The following is a 19290-nucleotide window of genomic DNA, read 5'->3' on the forward strand; positions in this document are numbered from 1 at the left end:
ACAATATTTACAATACTTTGTAATTTTGTTGACAAATATAAATTTTCCCAACAAATCTTATAGGATTGATCTTGAAGCCCTCAGCTTAATTGAAAAATAAAGAACTAAAAGTGGATGTTCTGATATCTGAAAAATTCTCTAGGTGCTGAACGCTAATAGCTAGTAAAAATCCAACTACTTTAAATTAAAAAAATGATCATGTTTAAACGATACGAAGCTGATGAACAAGTTATATTTCACGGTGATTCTTTGCCGATTTTATCCAGTGAGATTGCCTCTAATTCCGTAGATCTAATTTTTCTCGATCCTCCCTATAATATAGGTAAGCATTTTGCCGATTTTTACGACAAATGGGAATCGGAAAATGATTATATAAATTGGGCAAATCAAATTCTTGATCATTGCCTTCGCATCTTGAAACCCCAGGGAACATTATATGTTATGGCCAGCACTCAAGCAATGCCTTACTTCGATCTTTACTTAAGACAAAAAATGACGATTCTTAGTCGTATTATCTGGCATTATGATAGTTCAGGAGTACAAGCAACAAAATACTTTGGTTCGATGTATGAACCAATACTTCACTGTGTGAAAGATAAAAATAATTACACTTTTAATTCAAAGGATATTAAGATAGAAGCAAAAACTGGAGCAAAACGAAAACTAATTGATTATAGAAAAGCGATTCCCAGTCAATACAATACAGAGAAAGTACCGGGCAATGTCTGGTATTTCCCTAGGGTAAGATATCGCATGGATGAATACGAAAATCATCCCTCACAAAAACCTGAATCATTGCTAGAAAGAATTATTTTGGCCAGCACTAACAAGAGTGGAATTGTGCTTGATCCATTTGCCGGAACTTTTACAGCTGCAGCTGTAGCTAAACGTTTGGGAAGAATTTCTATTAGTATAGAATTACAAGAGGAGTATTTAAAAATTGGTCTTCGACGGATTCTCGGATGGCAAGAATACAAGGGAGAAAAGTTACTACCTCCTCAAAAAAGCTATAGTAGAAAAAGCGAAAATAAACAAGAATCTAACTTTGTACAGGAGAGTCTTTTCGATGTCGATAGTCAAGCATGAATTCACCAAGATAATTATTAAAATTATCGATAATTACTTTCCCAATCAGGGAAATAGCATTTTAAATGCTAGTGAGTTATTGCAATATTTGAACATTAAAACTAGAGCCGCTAATCGAGGTTCTAAATCTCGAGCAGGATTGGCTAACCATTATGCCATTTATGTTTTAGTGGAAGACTATATTAATAATGAGTTTCATCTTAAGGATGGATACGACGATTATCAAGGCGCTCAGTATATGACACTTTTTCGCAGGCAAAGGGAGCTTCCTTTTGGCGATAAATTACAAAATCATGCTCTCAATCATCGATTAAATCAGGAATTTAAAAAGTATTTTCCTACTTTATCTTATCTGCCTATAATTAGAGATGTGAAAACCAATAGATACTGGATTAATGAGAATTTAATTAAGTTTTATCTAGAGGGTAATCAAGTTAATATTGCCCTGGTCATTATAGATATAATTGATGCCTATGTGCAAACAAGACAAAAAGCATTTAATCAATTTATCAGCTATTGTCAACAGATGATTGATATTCAACAGCAAGAACCCCAGAGAGCCATTGAATTTATTCGGAGTTTACTCAGACCAAACATTGATGCTAGAGTTTTTGAGATTGTCAGTTATGCAATTCTTAAAGAGTATTATGGGGAACAGAAAATATATTGGGGATGGTCGCCTGATCGGTTAAATTCTGAATACTTACTTTTATATAAAACTGGTCGAACAAATGCCAATGACGGGGGGATAGATTTTGTCATGAAACCCCTAGGACGATTTTTTCAAGTTACGGAAACGATAGCTGCTGATAAATATTTTTTAGATATTGATAAAGTGCAAAAATATCCCATTACTTTTGTGGTTAAAACTGAGCAGACTTGCGAGGAAATTTTAGAAAAAGTTGCGGAGCAAGCCAAGATAAGATACAAGATCAGGGCAATTGTCGAAAGATATCTAGAATCTGTAGAGGAAGTGATCAATATTCCCGAATTAATCAACCGTTTTGAGCGGGTTTTAGCTCAAGGTAAAGGGGGAGCGGTAATTGCAGAAATGGTTTTACAGAGCCGGATTGAGTTTAACCTAGAATCAGAGCCATAAAGATATCTAACTCCCCACTTAAACTAGAATAGAAAGATAGGAAAGCGATCGAAATTAGAATGACGACCGAAATTGAAAAAGAACTAGAAACCGGCGAATCTGTCTTGGAAAAACGGCGAAATTTTGCCATTATCTCCCACCCTGACGCGGGAAAGACCACCCTGACCGAAAAACTGTTACTATACGGGGGTGCAATCCATCAAGCGGGTGCAGTCAAAGCAAGACGCGACCAACGCAAAGCCACCTCCGACTGGATGGAAATGGAAAAACAACGGGGAATTTCGATTACTTCCACGGTTTTACAGTTCGATTATCGTGATTTTCAGATTAATCTCCTCGATACTCCCGGCCACCAAGATTTTAGCGAAGATACCTATCGTACCCTAGCCGCTGCCGATAATGCGGTGATGTTAATCGACGCAGCCAAAGGTTTGGAACCGCAAACGAGAAAACTCTTTGAAGTGTGCAAACTGCGTCAGTTACCCATCTTTACCTTTGTTAACAAAATGGATCGCCCCGGCCGCGAACCTCTGGACTTATTGGACGAAATCGAGCGAGAATTAGGATTACAAACCTATCCCGTCAATTGGCCGATCGGAATTGGCGATCGCTTTCGGGGAGTTTTCGATCGAGCAACCCAGACCATACACCTGTTTGAACGTCGCTCCCACGGCTCTCAGGAGGCGCAGGAAACCGTGATCGAGCTTGGCGACCCCAAAATTGAGGATTATCTCGAAAAAGACCTGTATTACCAGTTAAAAGAGGATATAGAACTGCTCTCGGAATTGGGTGCGGAATTGGATTTGCCAGCAGTCCACGCAGGAGAAATGACCCCGATCTTTTTTGGTAGCGCCATGACCAATTTTGGGGTGAAATTATTCCTAGAATCCTTCCTCGACTATGGATTACTACCCAGAGGACGCAATTCCTCCCTAGGAGTCCTTGATCCTACCTATCCCGATTTCACCGGTTTTGTCTTCAAACTGCAAGCAAACATGGATCCCAAACATCGGGACCGGGTGGCCTTTGTGCGGGTATGTACGGGGAAATTTGAGAAGGATATGGTAGTAAACCACGCTAGAACTGGTAAAACTATCCGTTTATCCCGTCCTCAGAAACTTTTTGCCCAAGATCGCGCAGTTATTGAAGAAGCTTATCCCGGAGATGTGATCGGATTGAATAACCCCGGGGTCTTTGCGATCGGTGATACGATTTATATGGGTAAAAAGCTCGAATACGAAGGTATTCCCTGTTTTTCTCCGGAATTATTCGCCTATCTCAGAAATCCTAACCCTTCCAAGTTCAAACAGTTTCAAAAAGGAGTCTCGGAATTACAGGAAGAAGGGGCCGTACAGATATTATCCTCGATCGATGAATTTAAACGCGACCCAATTTTAGCCGCCGTCGGTCAATTACAGTTTGAAGTGGTGCAATTCCGTCTTTTAAGCGAGTACGGAGTCGAAACTACCCTCGAACCCCTAGCCTATAGTTTAGCCCGTTGGGTAGCCGGGGGTTGGGCCGCTTTAGAAAAAGCAGGTAAACTCTTTAATACTCTAACTGTCAAAGATTATTGGGGTCGTCCCGTCTTATTATTCAAAAATGAGTGGAATTTACAGCAAGTTAAAGAAGATCATCCCTCTTTGCAATTAAACTCGATCGCACCGGTAGGATCGGGAGTAGAACCCCAATCCTAACCATTAATCCCCCAAGACAATTGCCGAACTGGTCAGGACAAGATAGCGACCCCCAGACAACTACTCTAAAGTAGAAATGGTCAGAAAGTCTCGATCTTTCCTAACAATCGGATGTCTCAAAGCACTATAGTTGACGAGTCCCTCACCATTAGAAAAAGTTCTGCTGTCAATTCCCGAATTAATCCCTGTTTAATTCGCTTTTGTTATTTTCTGGGAAATTATCTAGTTTTACCAGCTTTTTTCAGCAAAATAACGGTGACAGGCCAGGAAAATATTCCCCTAACGGGAGGTGTCATCTTGGCACCTACCCATCGTTCCCGTTGGGATGCCTTGATTTTACCCTACGCAGTGGGGCGCTCAGTTACTAGACGCGATTTGCGCTTTATGGTTTCCGCTAACGAGATAAAAGGGGTGCAAGGTTGGTTTATCCGACGTTTGGGGGGTTTTCCCGTCAACACCGATCACCCCGGTATGGGTAGTCTGGTCCATAGTGTCGAACTTTTGGCCGCGGGGGAAATGGTGGCGATTTTTCCGGAAGGGGGTATCTGTCGCGATCGAGTGGTTCATCCCCTTAAACCGGGAGTAGCGCGGATTGCGTTGGAAGTCAAGACGATGAAACCCGATGCCGATATCAAGATTTTGCCAGTAAGCATTAGTTATAATCAGCCTTACCCCGGATGGGGAAGCGAAGCGACAGTAAATATCGGTCAAGGGATTAATGTGCTTGATTATCAACAAAATTCGCTAAAACGGGAAACTGTCCGCTTAACCAAAACCTTGAGCGATCGCTTAAAACTTCTCCACGAGGATCAATCCCCTTAATCAACTGTTGACTATCTAGCGCACAAGTGGGATTTCGGGGACGGATTAAAATTATTGTTTTAACTATTTTTCAGCAAAAAAGTGGCTTTTCTGGTTTAAATAAATAATACTAAGTAGGTGGGTGGAATTAAATATAAAATGAACGTAGGTTGGGTTGAAGCATGAAACCCAACGCCCGATTATGTTACGCTACCGCTAACCCATCCTACAAATAATTGTGCCTACCTACTTAAATCTGGTTATTAGTGCATGAGGAGAAAACGGGTTTCTCGGAGAAACCCGTTTTCTGTGCGTTACTCAACGGATTTAGTATAACATCTTGGTTTTTGCTGGTTCTAGCTCCTGAATACTGCCTCGGAAACCCCTCAGATCGGTGAAGATGTCCGATTGTTGCAGGGGGTCTAATGATAGAATGGGCATCAGCGAAAGTAGTTTGTGAGCGAAGTGATCCGATGCAGTTCCAAATCCAGCCAGACAGTGAAATCCCCGCCTCTAAGCAATTATTTGACCAAATTCGCTTCGCTATCGCCTCTCGTCAGTATCCACCGGGCCATCGTTTACCTAGTACCCGTCAACTAGCTATGATCACGGGATTACACCGTAATACGATAAGTAAAATTTATCAACAACTGGAAGATGATGGGTTAGTGGAATCCATAGCAGGTTCGGGGATTTATGTCAAGGCTCGCGGACATGAAAACGATAATTTATTGGGTTCGCCCCTATTGGAACAAAATCCAGAAATAGGCCGACTAATTAGCCAGAGTTTAGCCAGTTTTCTCGCTCAAGGTTTAACTCTAGAGCAAATTCGCGAGTTATTACTGGCGGAAATCGATTGGCGATCGCAGTGTAGTTCTCAAGTTCTTGTCACCATTCCCCGTCACGATTTGGGTGCAGGGGAACTAATGTTGAGAGAATTAGAGCAATCCCTCAAAATTCCCGTCCAATTAGTGGCAATGGAGGATTTAGCCCAAGTTTTAGCCAATACTAAATCTGCCACTGTTGTCACCAGTCGCTATTTTATCAGTGTAGCGGAGGAAATTGCCGCTCCTTTTCACCTACGAGTCATTCCCATCGATATCTACGATTACAGCAAGGAATTGGCATTAATCAAAAAATTACCCACCGATAGCCGTTTGGGGATTGTCAGTATTAGCACCGGTATTATTAAGGTGGCCGAAATTTTAATTCATAGTTTACGGGGCGATGATTTATTAGTTATGTCTGCCCAAATTCATGAAACGGATAAGTTAAAAGTTTTAGCCCGAACTTCCCAGACAATTATCAGTGATCAAGCGAGTTATACTTTAATTAAAAATCTGATTAATGAAGTGCGATCGGATTTAATTCGTCTGCCAGAAATTATCTGTAGTGATAATTATATTGGGGATAAATCAATTCAATTGCTCAGACGAGAATTAGGATTAGGTGGTTAGAGGATAAGCTAGGACCTATTTTAACCTCTGAATCTCCCCTGCTCCCCAACCCCCCCGATGTCGGGGGGCAGGGGGGGTACCTCTTGCCTTATCTCAACAGGCAATTTAAGTAGGGAGGCACAATTATTTGTAGGATGGGTTAGCGGTAGCGTAACCCATGCTGGCGTTGGGTTTCATGCTTCAACCCAACCTACGTTCTTTAAAATTTAGTTTACTCTATGGTTACTATTGACAATAACCTAGGGCAAATCGAGAATAAAAGCAAAAAAAACTTTTAAGAAGTATTAATTTTTTAGTACAATGGGGCAAGGATAGGGATAAGCTCAATTTTTCACTCTCGGACGAGGTTAGATGAAAAGTGCTGACTGTTTAACGGTATCCCCCGGGGAACCGCTTACCGATTGGCAAAAACTGGGATTAGATTTGGTGGCTCGTTGGCAGGGACGAGATGTTATCCTAGCGATCGATCTTACCGGTAGTGTTAACTTTAATGATGAAGGACGCACGCGCCTTGGTCAAATTATTCGCGATAGTTTAAAAAATAACGATTCCGTTTATCTTGAATGTCGGGGTGAAGACCCTCGCTTTTAGCGACGGGATGAAACCCCGACCAGTATAAAACAGCAAAGCACGACATTTCGACAGGCTCAATGTAAAAGCTCAATGTTCACTAAAATCTTGACAATTTGTGCTATACAGGTTAACATAAAATAAGTTGTTTGAGGTCGATAAACAATGATTGTCTTAGAAATGAAAGCCGTGGTCAAACCAAGTCAATGTTCTGCCATTGATGAAGCTATTCGTACAGTACAATTCATCCGTAATAAGGCTTTAAGGCTTTGGATGGATGCCAAGAGAGAAGACACAATCGATAAATATTCTCTCAATAAATATTGTGCAGTTCTCGCCAAACAGTTCAAGTTTGTCGATACTCTAAATTCTACGGCCAGACAAGCATCGGCCGAACGAGCTTGGTCAGCTATTGCCCGTTTCTATGATAATTGTAAGAAAAAGGTTAAAGGAAAAAAAGGTTATCCTAAATTCCAGAAAAATAATCGTTCTGTGGAATATAAAAACTCCGGATGGAAACTATCGGAGGATAGAAAGAAAATAACTTTCACAGACAAGAAAAACATTGGGACGGTTAAACTAAAAGGAACTAGAGACCTAAACTTTTATCCTATAGACCAAATTAAACGAGTTAGAATTGTTAAACGAGCGGATGGTTACTATGTCCAATTCTGTCTAAGCGTTGATATTCGGGAATATGCTAAACCCCTAGAACCAACAAAAAGATGTGTGGGATTGGATGTAGGTTTAAAAGTTTTCTACGCTAATAGTGATGGGGAAACGGTAGAAATACCGCAATACTATCGCAAGGCAGAAAAAAGATTAAATCGACTGAATCGGAAGAAGTCTAAAAAGTTTAGAAAAGGTCAACCTCAGTCAAACAACTACCAAAAAGCTAGAAAGAGATATGCTAGAAAGCATTTAAGAGTAAGTAGGCAACGTAAAGGCTTTGTCGAAAAAGAGGCATTGCGCGTCATTAAATCTAACGATTTCATCGCCTACGAAAACTTAAATATTCAAGGCATGGTAAAAAACTCTAAACTAGCTAAATCTATTAATGATGTGGCTTGGTCAACTTTTCGGCAATGGTTAGAATATTTTGGTTTTAAATATGGTAAGGCTACGGTAGCAGTAGCCCCCCATAACACGAGTCAAAATTGTTCTAATTGTGGTCAAAAAGTACCTAAATCTCTATCTACGAGAACCCATGTTTGTCCCCATTGTGGCTATGTAGAAGATAGAGATATTAACGCCGCTATCAACATTCTCAAAAAGGGACTAAGTACGGTAGGGCATACCGAAACTAATACGCTTGGGGAGAGATTCCCTCTGGTTTGGTTGGATACGTCCTGCCAGACTAAGGAAACTCAGTGAACCAAGAATCCCTCGCTTTTAGCGATGGGAGTGTCAATTAGTTCCCTTTGCTGATAATGTCCAACCGATTGCAGAACCGATTTTAATTCGCGGAAACGAAGATATAGAAGCGGTTTTAAAAGCGATTCCCTGGCAATCTAGCCAAAGTGCTAAAAATACCGATATTCAGCGCGCAGAATGGCACGTTTATACTCGACTGGCACGCTTAAATCAGTGTCGTTTAACTGCCAATCAAGCTATCAAACCCCAGTCGTTAGTTTGGATTTCGGATTAGGTGGTACTGGTCGAGATGTGTTAATGAGAATTCGTCGCTTTATTATTGATAAATACGGGAAGTTATCTAAAATATTTGAGCTTGTTAGCTTACATTAATTGTATTCTAATTTTCCTTTGTGTTTCAGTTTCCACATCCCACTGTCACTAACCCGGGTAACTTGTGCAGGTGAAATTAAGGTAAATTTACTGGTGTTGCCGCTTTTATAGCCATCAAATAAAGCAGATACTGTAAACTTTTGAGAAACGGCAATAGCGTGCTGTTTCGGAAAGAGTAAGTAATCGTTTCCTACTAATACGATATAAAATCCATCAGGGGACACATTAGATGTCAAAACCACAGGCTTACTAGAATTATTCCGTCTTTCTGCTCCTTTATCTTCATCCTCGACCACTTCTCCCTGTCTTTGCACCCCATGAATATTAAGGATAGCATCTGGAGACTGATTATAGGAATTGATTATGTTTTGCCATTGCCAGGGAATATCTACTGTCTCAATTGCCTCTTTGTTAAGCAGCTTTCTTAGTCGTTCAATCTCTTCTTTAAGTGCTTCGATATCTTGGACATTTGTCTGAACTTTTAACTCTAAATCTTTTTTATCTTGCTGTAACTGGTTTACCTGGCTATTTAGAGTTGTAGCTTGTTGTTCTAGTTGTGCTTTTTCAATGTTTACATTGTACAATCGTGTTTCTAGGTTTTGATAAGAACTAGAAAGTCTCTGATTTTCCTTACGCAAATGTTCCACTTCTCCTGAACTAAACTGCTCGATTTGCTGACGTTGTTTTGCTAAGTTCTGCGATAGTTGATTACGTTCGTCAGTTAGCTCTCTAATTCTTGTCAAATGACGTTCTTTTTGATCCTCATATTCTTGAATTTTAATCTCTAATTGCTCATTTTTTTCTTTATGTTGAGATATACTCCCACCCTCTTTACCTATACTTAAACTACCAACTATTGCTTGAATATTACTAACTTTATCGCTTAAATCTTTCAGTGTATTTTGCGTAGTTTCATCTAGGGAAGTTGATTTTACATCAGTGATTATCTCTTTTTTAATAGATTGAAGTTGTTCCACTAGCCAATTTTGAAAATAAACTGCTTTTGTATCTTCCTCCTGCTTATCGTTATCACTTTCAACAAGAATCGATTGTGATATAATTATTTTCTCATATAGTCCATTGAATTGTTTCCTAACGTTTTCTAGGCTTTTTTCTATTTCTTTTACTTCTGAACTACTAAGTGGTTTTTTATTAAATGGTAGAATTTGTAGCCAAGAAACTTTTTCTTGCAAACCTTCAATTACGCTTTTGATTTTTGGCAATTCTACTAAAATTTTTTGCTGTTCATCAGATGAATCTGTCGGTTTCTTAGTTTTATAAGTGATAAGAACGCCAGTCATTCTGCTCCATAAAAAAATAAAACTAATGGGAACAGAAAGTAACGCAAGAGTATTGAATAATGGCCATACCCAATTATTACGATTAATATCCTTCTTAAGTTGTTCTAATTGAGTTTTTAAATCATCTGTAGTTAAAGTAGGTTGCTCTGATGAATTATCAATTTTTAAAGTTGCGAGAGGTTGGGTTACATTTAGAATTTGCTTTAATAGCTCTTTAGTCGCAATTCGTTGGTTGTCGCCATCTTGACCTGGATCAGTGCTATCAACTGTTTGCGTATAGAATCCTAAATTCTGTAATTTTATTTGTGCTTGTCTATGTTGTTTACTTGCTAAATCTTCTAGAATTTTTCGCTGTTGAGAAGTTCCTTCTAGGATAGGTTCAATCTTTGAATCAATATTATTAAAACTGATTTTCGTTTTAATATCATCAGATAAACTATCTTTAAATGTCTTGTAAGCAGTAGCAAGTTCATCAACAATTTTTTTTGCTTTAGCATAATCTACAGGATTTTCTACTTTTGCTTCATTTTCTGTAACTTGAATATTTGCAACAAAAGTATTCAGAGCCTCGCGTTTTTCTCGCAGTGCCTTTAAATTGTTAATAGCGGCAGTCTGTTGATCGTCTGCAACTGTTGTTGATTGCCCCATTGAACTTCCTGTCGCTGATGAAGAAGAAGAGTGTTGTGCTTGATGCCCAGAAAGATTACAACCACTTAACAACCCCGCAGATAATCCCGTTGCTAAATAAAGTATCAGAAATGTTTTTCTAACCCTCATCGTTCCTTTCCTCCTATAGTCTGCTATTTAATTCTTTTAATAAGGCTTTTAACCCTAAGATAAAGGGAGGTTCAACCCTGACATCCTCTGAGTTACGACCTTCTAAATTCGTTAAATTGGATTCTACCGAACGCTTAACCTTTGTCCAGAGACTATTGCGCCATTGCTCATCGTCATACTGTCTGAGCGGTTTAATACTGGTGATTTTTAACTCCTTAAAAGCTTGTTGAAAATCCTCTAGAAATTTCTGAAGATTGGCTAATCCTACCTCCTCATCATCTGATCCAACCAGCTTAAAGCTTTCAATTTTTTGAAATTGAGTTAAATCAAGGCGATCTTGCCAGCCAAAAGCCACCCCATTCACCTCACAATCTTCTCCTGCGAAAATCACTTCATCATCATCTTGTAATCCCGTTAAACGAGTCACATTTTGATCTAAAACTAAGCCACAAGCGACTTCTGCTTTCGGTTTAGAACTGAGGACAGTGGGTTCTTTTTTGTTCTCAAATCCTGATGCTTTACTGAGCAATCGGCTAAAAAGAAGAGAAGTTTCACAATCTGGACTAAATCTTCCACTTAAATCCAACCAATTAAGAATCCGAGAGCCATTTCCCCCAATATAGACTGGCGTATTCAGCTTACGAGTGTATTTTTCCTCAATGTCTAAAGCACGCAATACAAGACCGATATAGTAATACAAACCTGAAATCCCTAGTGTAGAAAGTTGTACAATCGTTTGCAGATCAGTATCGTCGTCCATCAGCGTTCGATTGCGTTCTAACCACTTGCTTCCTTCGGCCGCCAATAAGCCATCAAGTTTCACGAAAAAGGGTTCATCCCGCAAACTACTGCTTAAATCACTTAAATCTGTATTAAATTGCTGATTAAGAAAATCAGGTCGGTTTTTCCAAAATTGGGAAAAGAGGAGTCTTCCTGCTATCTGTACCGAACATTGATGAATCAAACGATTACCAACCCAGATAGAAATATCGGACGTTCCCCCTCCCATATCAATGCAGGTGGTATAAAGGAGGTCTTTTCCTTCTTCATCGGCAAAATAATGGGCTAATGCTAAACTTTCTGCACGATAGGGGTTGCCTCTGTCTAACCATTTATGGTCAATTCCCGTCGTTTTGCCTAAATCCTCGATAATTCGTTGCCACGTCACTTTATAGAGATTTTTGTCACTGCGAGAAAAGGCCGAGGGATAGGAAATAGACCAGTTGATCTTTTTGACATGATTTTTCGCCGCTTCAGCCGTAATTAAAAGAGCTAAATGCTTTAGAAAGGTGCGAGTATAGGCAATATTCTGAGGGTGCCATTTAAGATCGGTTTTAATATCATCTTGAGTGGGGTCAAACGCTCTGACATCTTCCAGAATATAGAACCGTCCATCTAGTACAGGTCTTTCCTCTTCTTTACCCCCTCTAATGGTCAGAACGGATGAAAGGGGAAATTTTTCAGCTTCACCCGACATGAAGTAGTCATACAAAATGCTGAAACGCTCAATCTGAGTAGCTTGAGTGATTTGAAGATGCAGCGGCGTTAAGGTGACACCTTCGCGCACATTATTAATGTGATAATAGACATTGGTGAAAGATGTACCAAAATCAACGCCCACTGTCCATGTTTTATTGGGATTTTGATCCCCCACTTTAGGAGGTGTTTTCAACAAAATTAACCCTTGAGAAATCCCTGTTTCATCCTGACAAAGAACATAATCGGGAAAACTATCTAAACGAGTAATTTGGCAGTCTTTAAGATCAAGGGGATGAATTTCTCTTGCTTCAGGAAAAACGGCTCGAAAGATTTTATTTTGTTTAGTCGCTTCGGTGCGGTTGTCGAAATATAGCGCATAATACGCTTTCCAGTTCGGGGCTTTAAAATTCGGCCAAATTTCTAAGAATGGTTTCGCTGTAATTGCATTGTTAACTTCAATAGGATACTCTCTGTGAATGGTAAAGTCTCTCCCAGATAAGGGTAAAGTTAAAGATACTCTGACGGCTGATTGGTTGCCAATGGTCGTCGGATTAAAAGCAAGACGCTTAATGAGTTCTTCTGAGCTAAAATAATTAAGCACTTCAGATTCTAGCGGTAATAAAGGGGTTAAATGACGTTCTTGTTCATCAACCGTATAAGTGATCTCCCTTGTGTCTTCAGGGAGTAATGCCCCTGGTAAGTTTCCCTCTCCTTCCAAATAGAAAAAGGTTTTTGTAAAGATGTCATCTTCTGTGAGAAACTTGACTTTTCCTTTATATTGTTTGGTAAACTCGGCTTTATCAAAAATAGCGGCACTGACCGTATCATAGATCCAAATATCAACAGATTGTTTGGTTGGCCATTGTTTTTTCAATTGCTCAAGGTCTGGAATGAAAATAACCTCTTCATTCATTGACTTCCCTAAAGCTAAAATACTCACACTGGAAGGATTTCTTTTCGCTTGAATTGGAATATTGAGAGCATCTAAATCCCCTAAAGTAAGCGGTACTCCAAAATAGGCAACATTTCTACTAGGTCTAAAAGTTTGCCCTCTAGGATCAATCGTTAGCTCCTGTGCCAGTTCATTTTTATATTCATTCAAAAGTTCTTTAAGTTTGGCAGAATCTACCCCCCTTTGACTGTCAAGCTGAGTTTTTAAGTTATCTAACCACAACCATAATTGAATTTTGTCATCTTCTGTTAAATATTCACTGGAGTCCAAGGGGGAATGTAAGCGTCCATCTGCATACCAAGGAATACCTTCCCAGTTCCCCTCTTCGGCAGGACAGACTAACGTTGCGGGAGAAGTCATGCCCACAGACTGTCCATTCAGCAGAAAAACATAGATTTTGTGCCAAGGGTTACGATTTTCCCCCCTACTTCTTTCCGTTGACTGATAAACCGTTCTTTGACTGGAAGGTGATAGAGCGATTAATGCTTTGATCAAAGCATCAGCTTGGAGCGTATCTAAATCTAGTAGCTGGGCTTGTAGTTTAAGCCGTTTCACCTCTGCTAGGGCGATCGCCGCTAACATCCCCTTCCATTGGGCTTTAATGGCACTATGAAGCGGATATTCTTGATCCCGTAACACCATATCCACAAGTAACGGTCTTGCCCACATATCGGGAATTGAACTAATACTTTGAGTATTAGTCCCAATCTCGGGGCGGGTTAAACTATCTGCAACCTCTGTATAAGCGATTCCTGCTTGGGGTTGCCATTTTCCCGCTTCTCCTGGTTTGACACGCGCTTGTGATTTCAAGGGGGGTAAAAAAGAGCTACTCATTGAATCCATCTCCTCTTAATGCTTTTAAATACTTTTTTCCGATAAAACCTTATACAGAGCTTTAGCCAGTCCCGTTGTCCCGTTGTCAATTCCTTGTAAGTCCTTCTTGCTTAAATCTTTAATACGAATGTTAATTTCTTTATCCAGACCTTTCTCTACTAGGTCGGGAAAGTTGGAACGGTCTATGATCAAATTGCCTTGATTGTAAAAAGCTGTAACATTAAACCATCTTAAACCGATACCATTAGCATGAAGAATTCCCAGCCATTTGAGATAAGCTTCACACCAGACTTTAATCTCATTAATTCGATCCCATTCGCCCGATTTTTTAATGCTTTCCTGATCATAAAATTCACGTGCAAAGTGAACCTCACCTAATTTGGTTTTAGCGTGTTCTAATCCTGGAACAATTCTCGATAACCAAATATAGGCAAATCGGACGGCATTAGTTAACTTTCGACGAACTTCATCCTTATCAGGTACATCCTCCCAACTGATCTCATTATCTTTGTTACGACTCAGCAAAATAACCTGTCTTTCATTAGGTTTTGAGGTAAAAATAAAATCTCTTAGGGCTAAACCTGCATATAATTCCAAAACGTGAGGATCATTTCTCTGGTCACTTCCCCCTTTACTAAACTTCTCTACATTAGTCATGGTAGGCATTCCCAACAGATAAATAGTATCAAACTTCAAATCTTGTGTCCCATAATATCTTAGGGCGGCCTCTGTTTTCAGAATAAATTCCTCAGAACGAGCAAAAACTGCTTCTTTATCTTCCTTAGAGGGAAAGCGAAAATAAGGCAACATTAATAAGCCACCCAATTTTACTTTTCTGAGGAGATTTCCTGTCTCTGGATTATCCAATTCTTTAGCAATTAGACGACCCAATGTAGGAAATCCCGATGCACCTGTTCCCCCAAAAATTGAGCCACAAAGAAAAACTTGCGGAGGGTTATTTGCTTCTGTTTTAAGATCGCTATCAATCTTGCCGATCAATTCCTTCCAACTCTCATTAGTGGCCACATTTTGCCGAAGTTGAGTCATAATCGCTGAACCAATAGCGGGTCGGCCTAGAAACCCATCTTTTAACAAGACATCTCGCTCTTTTTCAGTGTAAAGAACATCGAATAAATGACGAATAACTTCCCTGTTTCCATTGTAGTTATCGTATTTAAAGACATCTCTCAAACGAAATTCATCTGCTTTTTGAAAGGGAGTCCACAACCCTAAAAATTCGAGTTTTGTCTGCATCCACCAATTAAGAGTGGGATTAATTCCTTGATCGATATTTTTAGTACAATTTTGGTAGGTCGCAATCGCACCATCGGCCTCTTTAAGATTGCCATTACCCTTGTCGGGATCAACAAAGAGAATTTCTATTTTTGGAATACGCTCACCTTGAGTGTAAATACCCGCTGCTGCTAGATGACATACGGCTTCAACAATTTTTATCCCTGTTCCACCAATGGCAATAACGTAAACTGACATAACGTTTTAATAACCTCTAAACTAATTTCTAACGAAAACGAGGAAACCAACCAACTAGGGGAACAACACGACGCATATTTGGAGGGGTACTAAGGGCGGTAGATAGCCAGTAACTGGAACACATTCCTAATAGTAAAATCAAGCTAAAAAAAACCAAAGCTTTGGTTTCTAGATTATTGTTACCATCCTTTCCCCAGATAAACAAAGAAATAATGAAACTCAAAAAGGGCAAGACAAACAACAGCCACCAAGAAATTCGAGCTTGGCTGAATTCTTTCTCGGTAAACGTTCGCCACCACTTAAGAGATATTAGATACCAGATAACAGCAAACACACTAGAAAACGCCCCCACAACGAGAACGGCAGGATCATAATTACTTTGTATCCAATTGCTGGTATAGGTGGGAATGATGCCATTGCCAAATAGCATCCGACCGATTACCATTATCATCGCACCGATAATGATGCCAGCCGCAAGACCTGTAATTTCTGGTAGAATCGAATTCTGCTCATTCATTACTGTAATAACTGGGATTAATGAGTCTAAGAAAAAATCGGGATAAATAAAATGATCTAAACCCGCCGCTTTGATGTTATCCTAGCAAGGGAAAAATTTTTTGTCCACAATAATTAAATTTACTTAATAATTTTTTTACTTTTTCGCAACAATTCTTTACATTCATGAAAAAACTTGTCTTGCCTGTCCTTCTAATTTTACTTGGAACAGTCCTAGTCGGTTGTCCTAGTCCTAAGCCTGAAAATTGGTCATGCCCTGAGCTATCAACTCCGACTGTCACTGCCAAAATATCATCAAATCCTGACAAACCAGAAAAAATCATCATTCAAATTGATGGTACGCCCTCTATGAAAGGGTTTGTCAGCGATCGCAATAGTCGTTATATTAGAACCCTAAGATTATTAAGAAGTGCGACAAATACAGCTTTTCCCGTCACGCCATCTCCTACCTTTTATGTTTTTGGGACTCAGCGACTCAAGGAGCCGATCAATCATCAATCAGCTGAAACTGCCTGGTTTTATAGTGGGGGAAGACCTGAATTAAGAGATGCGGCCACTCATAAAATTATCGCACCCCAAAAGACTGATCCGCCCAATTCTCTCTATGTAATTGTCACAGATTTATATCAAGAAAAAGCTCAATGGGAAGACTTAGTAGCACAACTCAAAGATAATTATCTTCTCAAAGATGGCTACGCCGTCGGTATTATCGCAGTCAAAAGTGAATTTTTGGGGGATATTTATGATGTCGGATTAGATAATATTCGTTATCCCAGTGTTAAAACAAATCATCCCTTTTATATCTTAGTGTTAGGTCGCTATTCTCAGGTTAAACAATATTTCGATAAAATCAAATCGGAAAGTCAAAATACAGGACTTGATTTTCCTGCTGAAAATTTTGTTATTTTCTCCACTCAAATTTTTGAAAAACCTGCTTTACTGCAAATTAATGACAATGAACAACCTACCCCTTCATCTTCTTCCCCGACATCAGATAATCCTCAGAAATCAGGAATTAGACGAGTACAAGTAATTAATGATGGTAGAATAGTGATCAAAAACGTGGAGAATCCTCAAAATGTAGAACGACTTATTATTCCTAGTCAAACGAGCAATGATAGTCCAAAAGAGACTTCTTTAAAATATAGACTCAACTATAATCCTCTGCCCTATACTTTGCCACTAGGGAATTCTGCTAGTTATCAACTCAATGGTGATAGTGACTTTAATAACAACACAGAAGAATTTAAAAAATTAGATCCCCAAAGTTCACTGATTCCCCTTCAACTAACGAATTGGCAATCTACGAATAGTCAATTAGAATTTAATGCTTTAATAAATCTTGACAATAATCCTCAAGGAATTGGCGTTTATCGCTTAATTTTTGATGTATTTCCCGAAAAAATTTCTGGCTCATCAAGACCATATCAAGCCCCGTCTTGGTGGAAAGATTGGAGTTTTGGCGAAAACGAAATTTTTGCAGGAGATAGAACTTACAATTTACAACCCTTTTTATATAATCTAGGAGATACGACTTTTAGAATTATTGAAAATAAGCCAAATGTTGCTCTTGGCCGTCTTTGCTTTATTATCCACAAAAAGTAGGGGTTTGTCAATCAATCAAAACACGGGAGCATCGAGAGCATCCCATTTATGCAAAAATATAAGAGAGAACACCAAAAATAAGTGATTAAATTTATTCAATAGGACAAGCAGACATAACGAATTTATCTTCATTATCGCCTCTAAGAAGGAATTAAGGAAGAGATTTAGACAATTTATTCAACTGTAAGCGATTAAATAGCCAGTTGACCATTAGACACCTCCATAATATTATTTTAAGACTGAAAATGTTTCCAGCAAAGGAGTTGGGCTAAATAAAAATTATTTTATTTGCCCCATAGTTTTTCTATAAAATTAAATTAGCAATGAAAGACATACATTTCAGCTGTCGCACTATTTTGTTAGTACACAGCATAAAAGCAAGCTGTGATTGGTTTATCACTCTGGGAGATATCTACTGATTAGGTATCTCGAATAAGCAAATCGAAAACTTCAAAAACTGCAAACAGCAACCCCGATAGTTATCGATGAAAAATCAGGAAAATTCAAATTTCAGTCGGGAAGTGCTGAATTAAACCCCGCTTTAAAAACCTATATTCGTCAGCGCATTATTCCCGCTATCGAAACCATTACCAAAGACAGAGAAATCGACTTTATTCAAGTAATTGGACACACCGATGGACAGGGAATACAAAAGACAAGTAATCTCGATAAAAATATCGAATCGGTTGCCAGCAGAAAACAATCTGTTAAAATGCTAGTACCCGGTTCTAACACTGATTTAGGATTAATGCGCGCTTTAGCAGTAGTGCAAGAAATCGAAAGCACAGGTAAACTCAAAAACGTCAAATTTCGAGCTTTTTCCGCAGGACAGTTATACCTCCCATCAGGTAAATTAGCTGCGGTTAATCGTGACGCAGATGCAAGCAGACGCAGAATTGAAATCCGTTTTATTCCCCCTGGTAGAAAACAATAAGACAAAAAAATTCTAGAAATTTGTTTTTTTATCTTTTGCTTGTTACACTGAGGAAAGAACGAAATTCAAATCAATATCTATGGAACAAAACACTTTAGAGGGGACTTGGGAAGAAATTTTACAGCATAGTGCTAAATTAGCAGGTCAGCGAGTGAGATTGACCATTCTACCTAATCAATCTTCCAATTCTTCCACTCCAGAAACCCTAGACCAAAAATTAAAAGGAAGAGTTGGACGAGTTTATTTTCAGCCATCAGATTTATCTGAGCGAGTAGAAGAAGTTTTTACAAATATTTTAGATGTTCAAGACTAATCAGCATTACATCAATGACTCTTTGCGACGCTTCTCCACTTATTGCCTTAATTAATGAAGCTGATAAAAATCATCAGCGTTGTGTTGACATTTTATCTTCGCTATCGGCCCCCCTTGTCACGACTTGCGCTTGTTTTACCGAAGCAATGTATTTATTGCGTCGATATGGTGGTTGGTTCGCACAACAAGAATTATGGGGTTATGTGGTAGATGAAATACTGGTAATACACCATCATAATTCAGATGAACTAAAAAGAATGGAAACCTTAATGATACAATATCAAGATGTTCCTATGGATTTAGCAGATGCTTCTTTAGTAGCCATGGCTGAAGTTCTTAATCAAAAACAAATATTCACTCTCGATAGCGATTTCTATATTTACCGACGGTATGGAAATCAACCTTTTGAGGTTGTACCTTAATTATTTTTCATTCCCTATAGGGTAACATCCTCGTATAAATCCCGAAAAGATGCCGTCATATTAATACTCTGTAAACTAAAACTTTCTTGCTGATAGGTTTGCAGAATCCATAAACCCTGTTCACCCCGTCGAAAAGTTTCCACTCGTTGGTGTTTACTATTGACTAAGACATATTCCTCTAAACTTTCTAGAGTTTGATAATCATTAAATTTA

The 19290-nt window shown here is 39.0% G+C and carries 15 protein-coding genes and 2 pseudogenes; 12 read left to right on the top strand and 5 right to left on the bottom strand.

The genetic code is table 11. The features are described from left to right. The first annotated feature begins 198 nt into the window (after nucleotides 1–198). The 8 genes and pseudogenes from yhdJ to IM515_RS25915 form a co-directional block, all read left to right on the top strand. The gene (yhdJ, locus tag IM515_RS13345; RefSeq protein ID WP_287628193.1) at nucleotides 199–1086 is read left to right on the top strand and encodes an adenine-specific DNA-methyltransferase; all 888 of its coding nucleotides are present in this window, start codon (nucleotides 199–201) and stop codon (nucleotides 1084–1086) included. After that, entirely contained in the window at nucleotides 1067–2185 is a 1119-nt protein-coding gene (locus IM515_RS13350) for a restriction endonuclease (protein ID WP_287628194.1), read from the top strand. Before yhdJ ends, IM515_RS13350 begins: the two co-directional genes overlap by 20 nt. A 59-nt stretch (nucleotides 2186–2244) precedes the next feature. Next, nucleotides 2245–3879: a peptide chain release factor 3 gene (gene prfC / locus IM515_RS13355; protein WP_271956401.1), complete on the top strand. Its 1635-nt coding sequence runs from the start codon at nucleotides 2245–2247 to the stop codon at nucleotides 3877–3879. 111 nt (nucleotides 3880–3990) lie between these two features. Next, the gene (locus IM515_RS13360) at nucleotides 3991–4701 is read left to right on the top strand and encodes a lysophospholipid acyltransferase family protein (RefSeq protein ID WP_002764876.1); all 711 of its coding nucleotides are present in this window, start codon (nucleotides 3991–3993) and stop codon (nucleotides 4699–4701) included. 404 nt (nucleotides 4702–5105) lie between these two features. Then, nucleotides 5106–6137, top strand: a complete 1032-nt coding sequence (locus tag IM515_RS13365; protein ID WP_287628198.1) for a GntR family transcriptional regulator — start codon at nucleotides 5106–5108, stop codon at nucleotides 6135–6137. Nucleotides 6138–6488: 351 nt separating this feature from the next. Next, nucleotides 6489–6698: pseudogene (locus tag IM515_RS13370) on the top strand (VWA domain-containing protein); the annotation flags it as partial. Between the two features lie 174 nt (nucleotides 6699–6872). Beyond that, entirely contained in the window at nucleotides 6873–8081 is a 1209-nt protein-coding gene (locus IM515_RS13375; protein WP_110544051.1) for an RNA-guided endonuclease InsQ/TnpB family protein, read from the top strand. 37 nt (nucleotides 8082–8118) lie between these two features. After that, nucleotides 8119–8352 (top strand): annotated as a pseudogene (locus tag IM515_RS25915) (VWA domain-containing protein); the annotation flags it as partial. Between the two features lie 97 nt (nucleotides 8353–8449). On the opposite strand, the gene IM515_RS13380 reads toward IM515_RS25915, so the two are convergent. From IM515_RS13380 to IM515_RS13395, 4 genes are read right to left on the bottom strand one after another with little or no spacing between them, the layout of a single operon-like run. After that, nucleotides 8450–10531: an AAA family ATPase gene (locus tag IM515_RS13380; protein ID WP_287628199.1), complete on the bottom strand. Its 2082-nt coding sequence runs from the start codon at nucleotides 10529–10531 to the stop codon at nucleotides 8450–8452. A gap of 13 nt (nucleotides 10532–10544) precedes the next feature. Next, on the bottom strand, nucleotides 10545–13796 hold the full coding sequence (locus IM515_RS13385) for a cell division protein FtsA (RefSeq protein WP_287628202.1): 3252 nt from the start codon (nucleotides 13794–13796) through the stop codon (nucleotides 10545–10547). A gap of 24 nt (nucleotides 13797–13820) precedes the next feature. After that, on the bottom strand, nucleotides 13821–15287 hold the full coding sequence (locus IM515_RS13390; RefSeq protein WP_287628204.1) for a hypothetical protein: 1467 nt from the start codon (nucleotides 15285–15287) through the stop codon (nucleotides 13821–13823). Between the two features lie 28 nt (nucleotides 15288–15315). Further along, nucleotides 15316–15804, bottom strand: coding sequence for a hypothetical protein (locus IM515_RS13395; RefSeq protein WP_287628205.1), 489 nt, complete (start codon nucleotides 15802–15804; stop codon nucleotides 15316–15318). 164 nt (nucleotides 15805–15968) lie between these two features. Here IM515_RS13395 and IM515_RS13400 point away from each other — a divergent pair, with 164 nt between their 5' ends. The 4 genes from IM515_RS13400 to IM515_RS13415 all read left to right on the top strand — a co-directional run bounded on the left by IM515_RS13400 (nucleotide 15969) and on the right by IM515_RS13415 (nucleotide 19077). Beyond that, nucleotides 15969–17408 (top strand): hypothetical protein, encoded by a 1440-nt coding sequence (locus IM515_RS13400; RefSeq protein ID WP_287628206.1) that lies wholly within the window; start codon nucleotides 15969–15971, stop codon nucleotides 17406–17408. Between the two features lie 712 nt (nucleotides 17409–18120). Then, on the top strand, nucleotides 18121–18342 hold the full coding sequence (locus IM515_RS13405) for a hypothetical protein (RefSeq protein WP_235194908.1): 222 nt from the start codon (nucleotides 18121–18123) through the stop codon (nucleotides 18340–18342). A 79-nt stretch (nucleotides 18343–18421) separates the two neighbouring features. Beyond that, nucleotides 18422–18655, top strand: coding sequence for a hypothetical protein (locus IM515_RS13410; RefSeq protein ID WP_002756604.1), 234 nt, complete (start codon nucleotides 18422–18424; stop codon nucleotides 18653–18655). A gap of 14 nt (nucleotides 18656–18669) precedes the next feature. Then, on the top strand, nucleotides 18670–19077 hold the full coding sequence (locus IM515_RS13415; RefSeq protein ID WP_002801652.1) for a type II toxin-antitoxin system VapC family toxin: 408 nt from the start codon (nucleotides 18670–18672) through the stop codon (nucleotides 19075–19077). Nucleotides 19078–19091: 14 nt separating this feature from the next. Here IM515_RS13415 and IM515_RS13420 read toward each other — a convergent pair. Further along, nucleotides 19092–19290 (bottom strand): Uma2 family endonuclease (locus IM515_RS13420; RefSeq protein WP_287628208.1); only part of this gene is annotated, 199 nt, incomplete at its 5' end.

Origin of the sequence: Microcystis sp. M44BS1 (genome assembly GCF_020244875.1) — a bacterium.
GTDB classification, from domain to species: Bacteria; Cyanobacteriota; Cyanobacteriia; order Cyanobacteriales; family Microcystaceae; genus Microcystis; species Microcystis panniformis.

Excerpts from the sequence above, each read along its gene's own strand:
- yhdJ (WP_287628193.1), top strand. The coding sequence starts at position 199 with ATGTTTAAACGATACGAAGCTGATGAACAAGTTATATTTCACGGTGAT.
- IM515_RS13350 (WP_287628194.1), top strand. The coding sequence starts at position 1,067 with ATGTCGATAGTCAAGCATGAATTCACCAAGATAATTATTAAAATTATC.
- prfC (WP_271956401.1), top strand. The coding sequence starts at position 2,245 with ATGACGACCGAAATTGAAAAAGAACTAGAAACCGGCGAATCTGTCTTG.
- IM515_RS13360 (WP_002764876.1), top strand. The coding sequence starts at position 3,991 with ATGTCTCAAAGCACTATAGTTGACGAGTCCCTCACCATTAGAAAAAGT.
- IM515_RS13365 (WP_287628198.1), top strand. The coding sequence starts at position 5,106 with ATGATAGAATGGGCATCAGCGAAAGTAGTTTGTGAGCGAAGTGATCCG.
- IM515_RS13375 (WP_110544051.1), top strand. The coding sequence starts at position 6,873 with ATGATTGTCTTAGAAATGAAAGCCGTGGTCAAACCAAGTCAATGTTCT.
- IM515_RS13380 (WP_287628199.1), bottom strand. The coding sequence starts at position 10,531 with ATGAGGGTTAGAAAAACATTTCTGATACTTTATTTAGCAACGGGATTA.
- IM515_RS13385 (WP_287628202.1), bottom strand. The coding sequence starts at position 13,796 with ATGAGTAGCTCTTTTTTACCCCCCTTGAAATCACAAGCGCGTGTCAAA.
- IM515_RS13390 (WP_287628204.1), bottom strand. The coding sequence starts at position 15,287 with ATGTCAGTTTACGTTATTGCCATTGGTGGAACAGGGATAAAAATTGTT.
- IM515_RS13395 (WP_287628205.1), bottom strand. The coding sequence starts at position 15,804 with ATGAATGAGCAGAATTCGATTCTACCAGAAATTACAGGTCTTGCGGCT.
- IM515_RS13400 (WP_287628206.1), top strand. The coding sequence starts at position 15,969 with ATGAAAAAACTTGTCTTGCCTGTCCTTCTAATTTTACTTGGAACAGTC.
- IM515_RS13405 (WP_235194908.1), top strand. The coding sequence starts at position 18,121 with ATGCTAGTACCCGGTTCTAACACTGATTTAGGATTAATGCGCGCTTTA.
- IM515_RS13410 (WP_002756604.1), top strand. The coding sequence starts at position 18,422 with ATGGAACAAAACACTTTAGAGGGGACTTGGGAAGAAATTTTACAGCAT.
- IM515_RS13415 (WP_002801652.1), top strand. The coding sequence starts at position 18,670 with ATGACTCTTTGCGACGCTTCTCCACTTATTGCCTTAATTAATGAAGCT.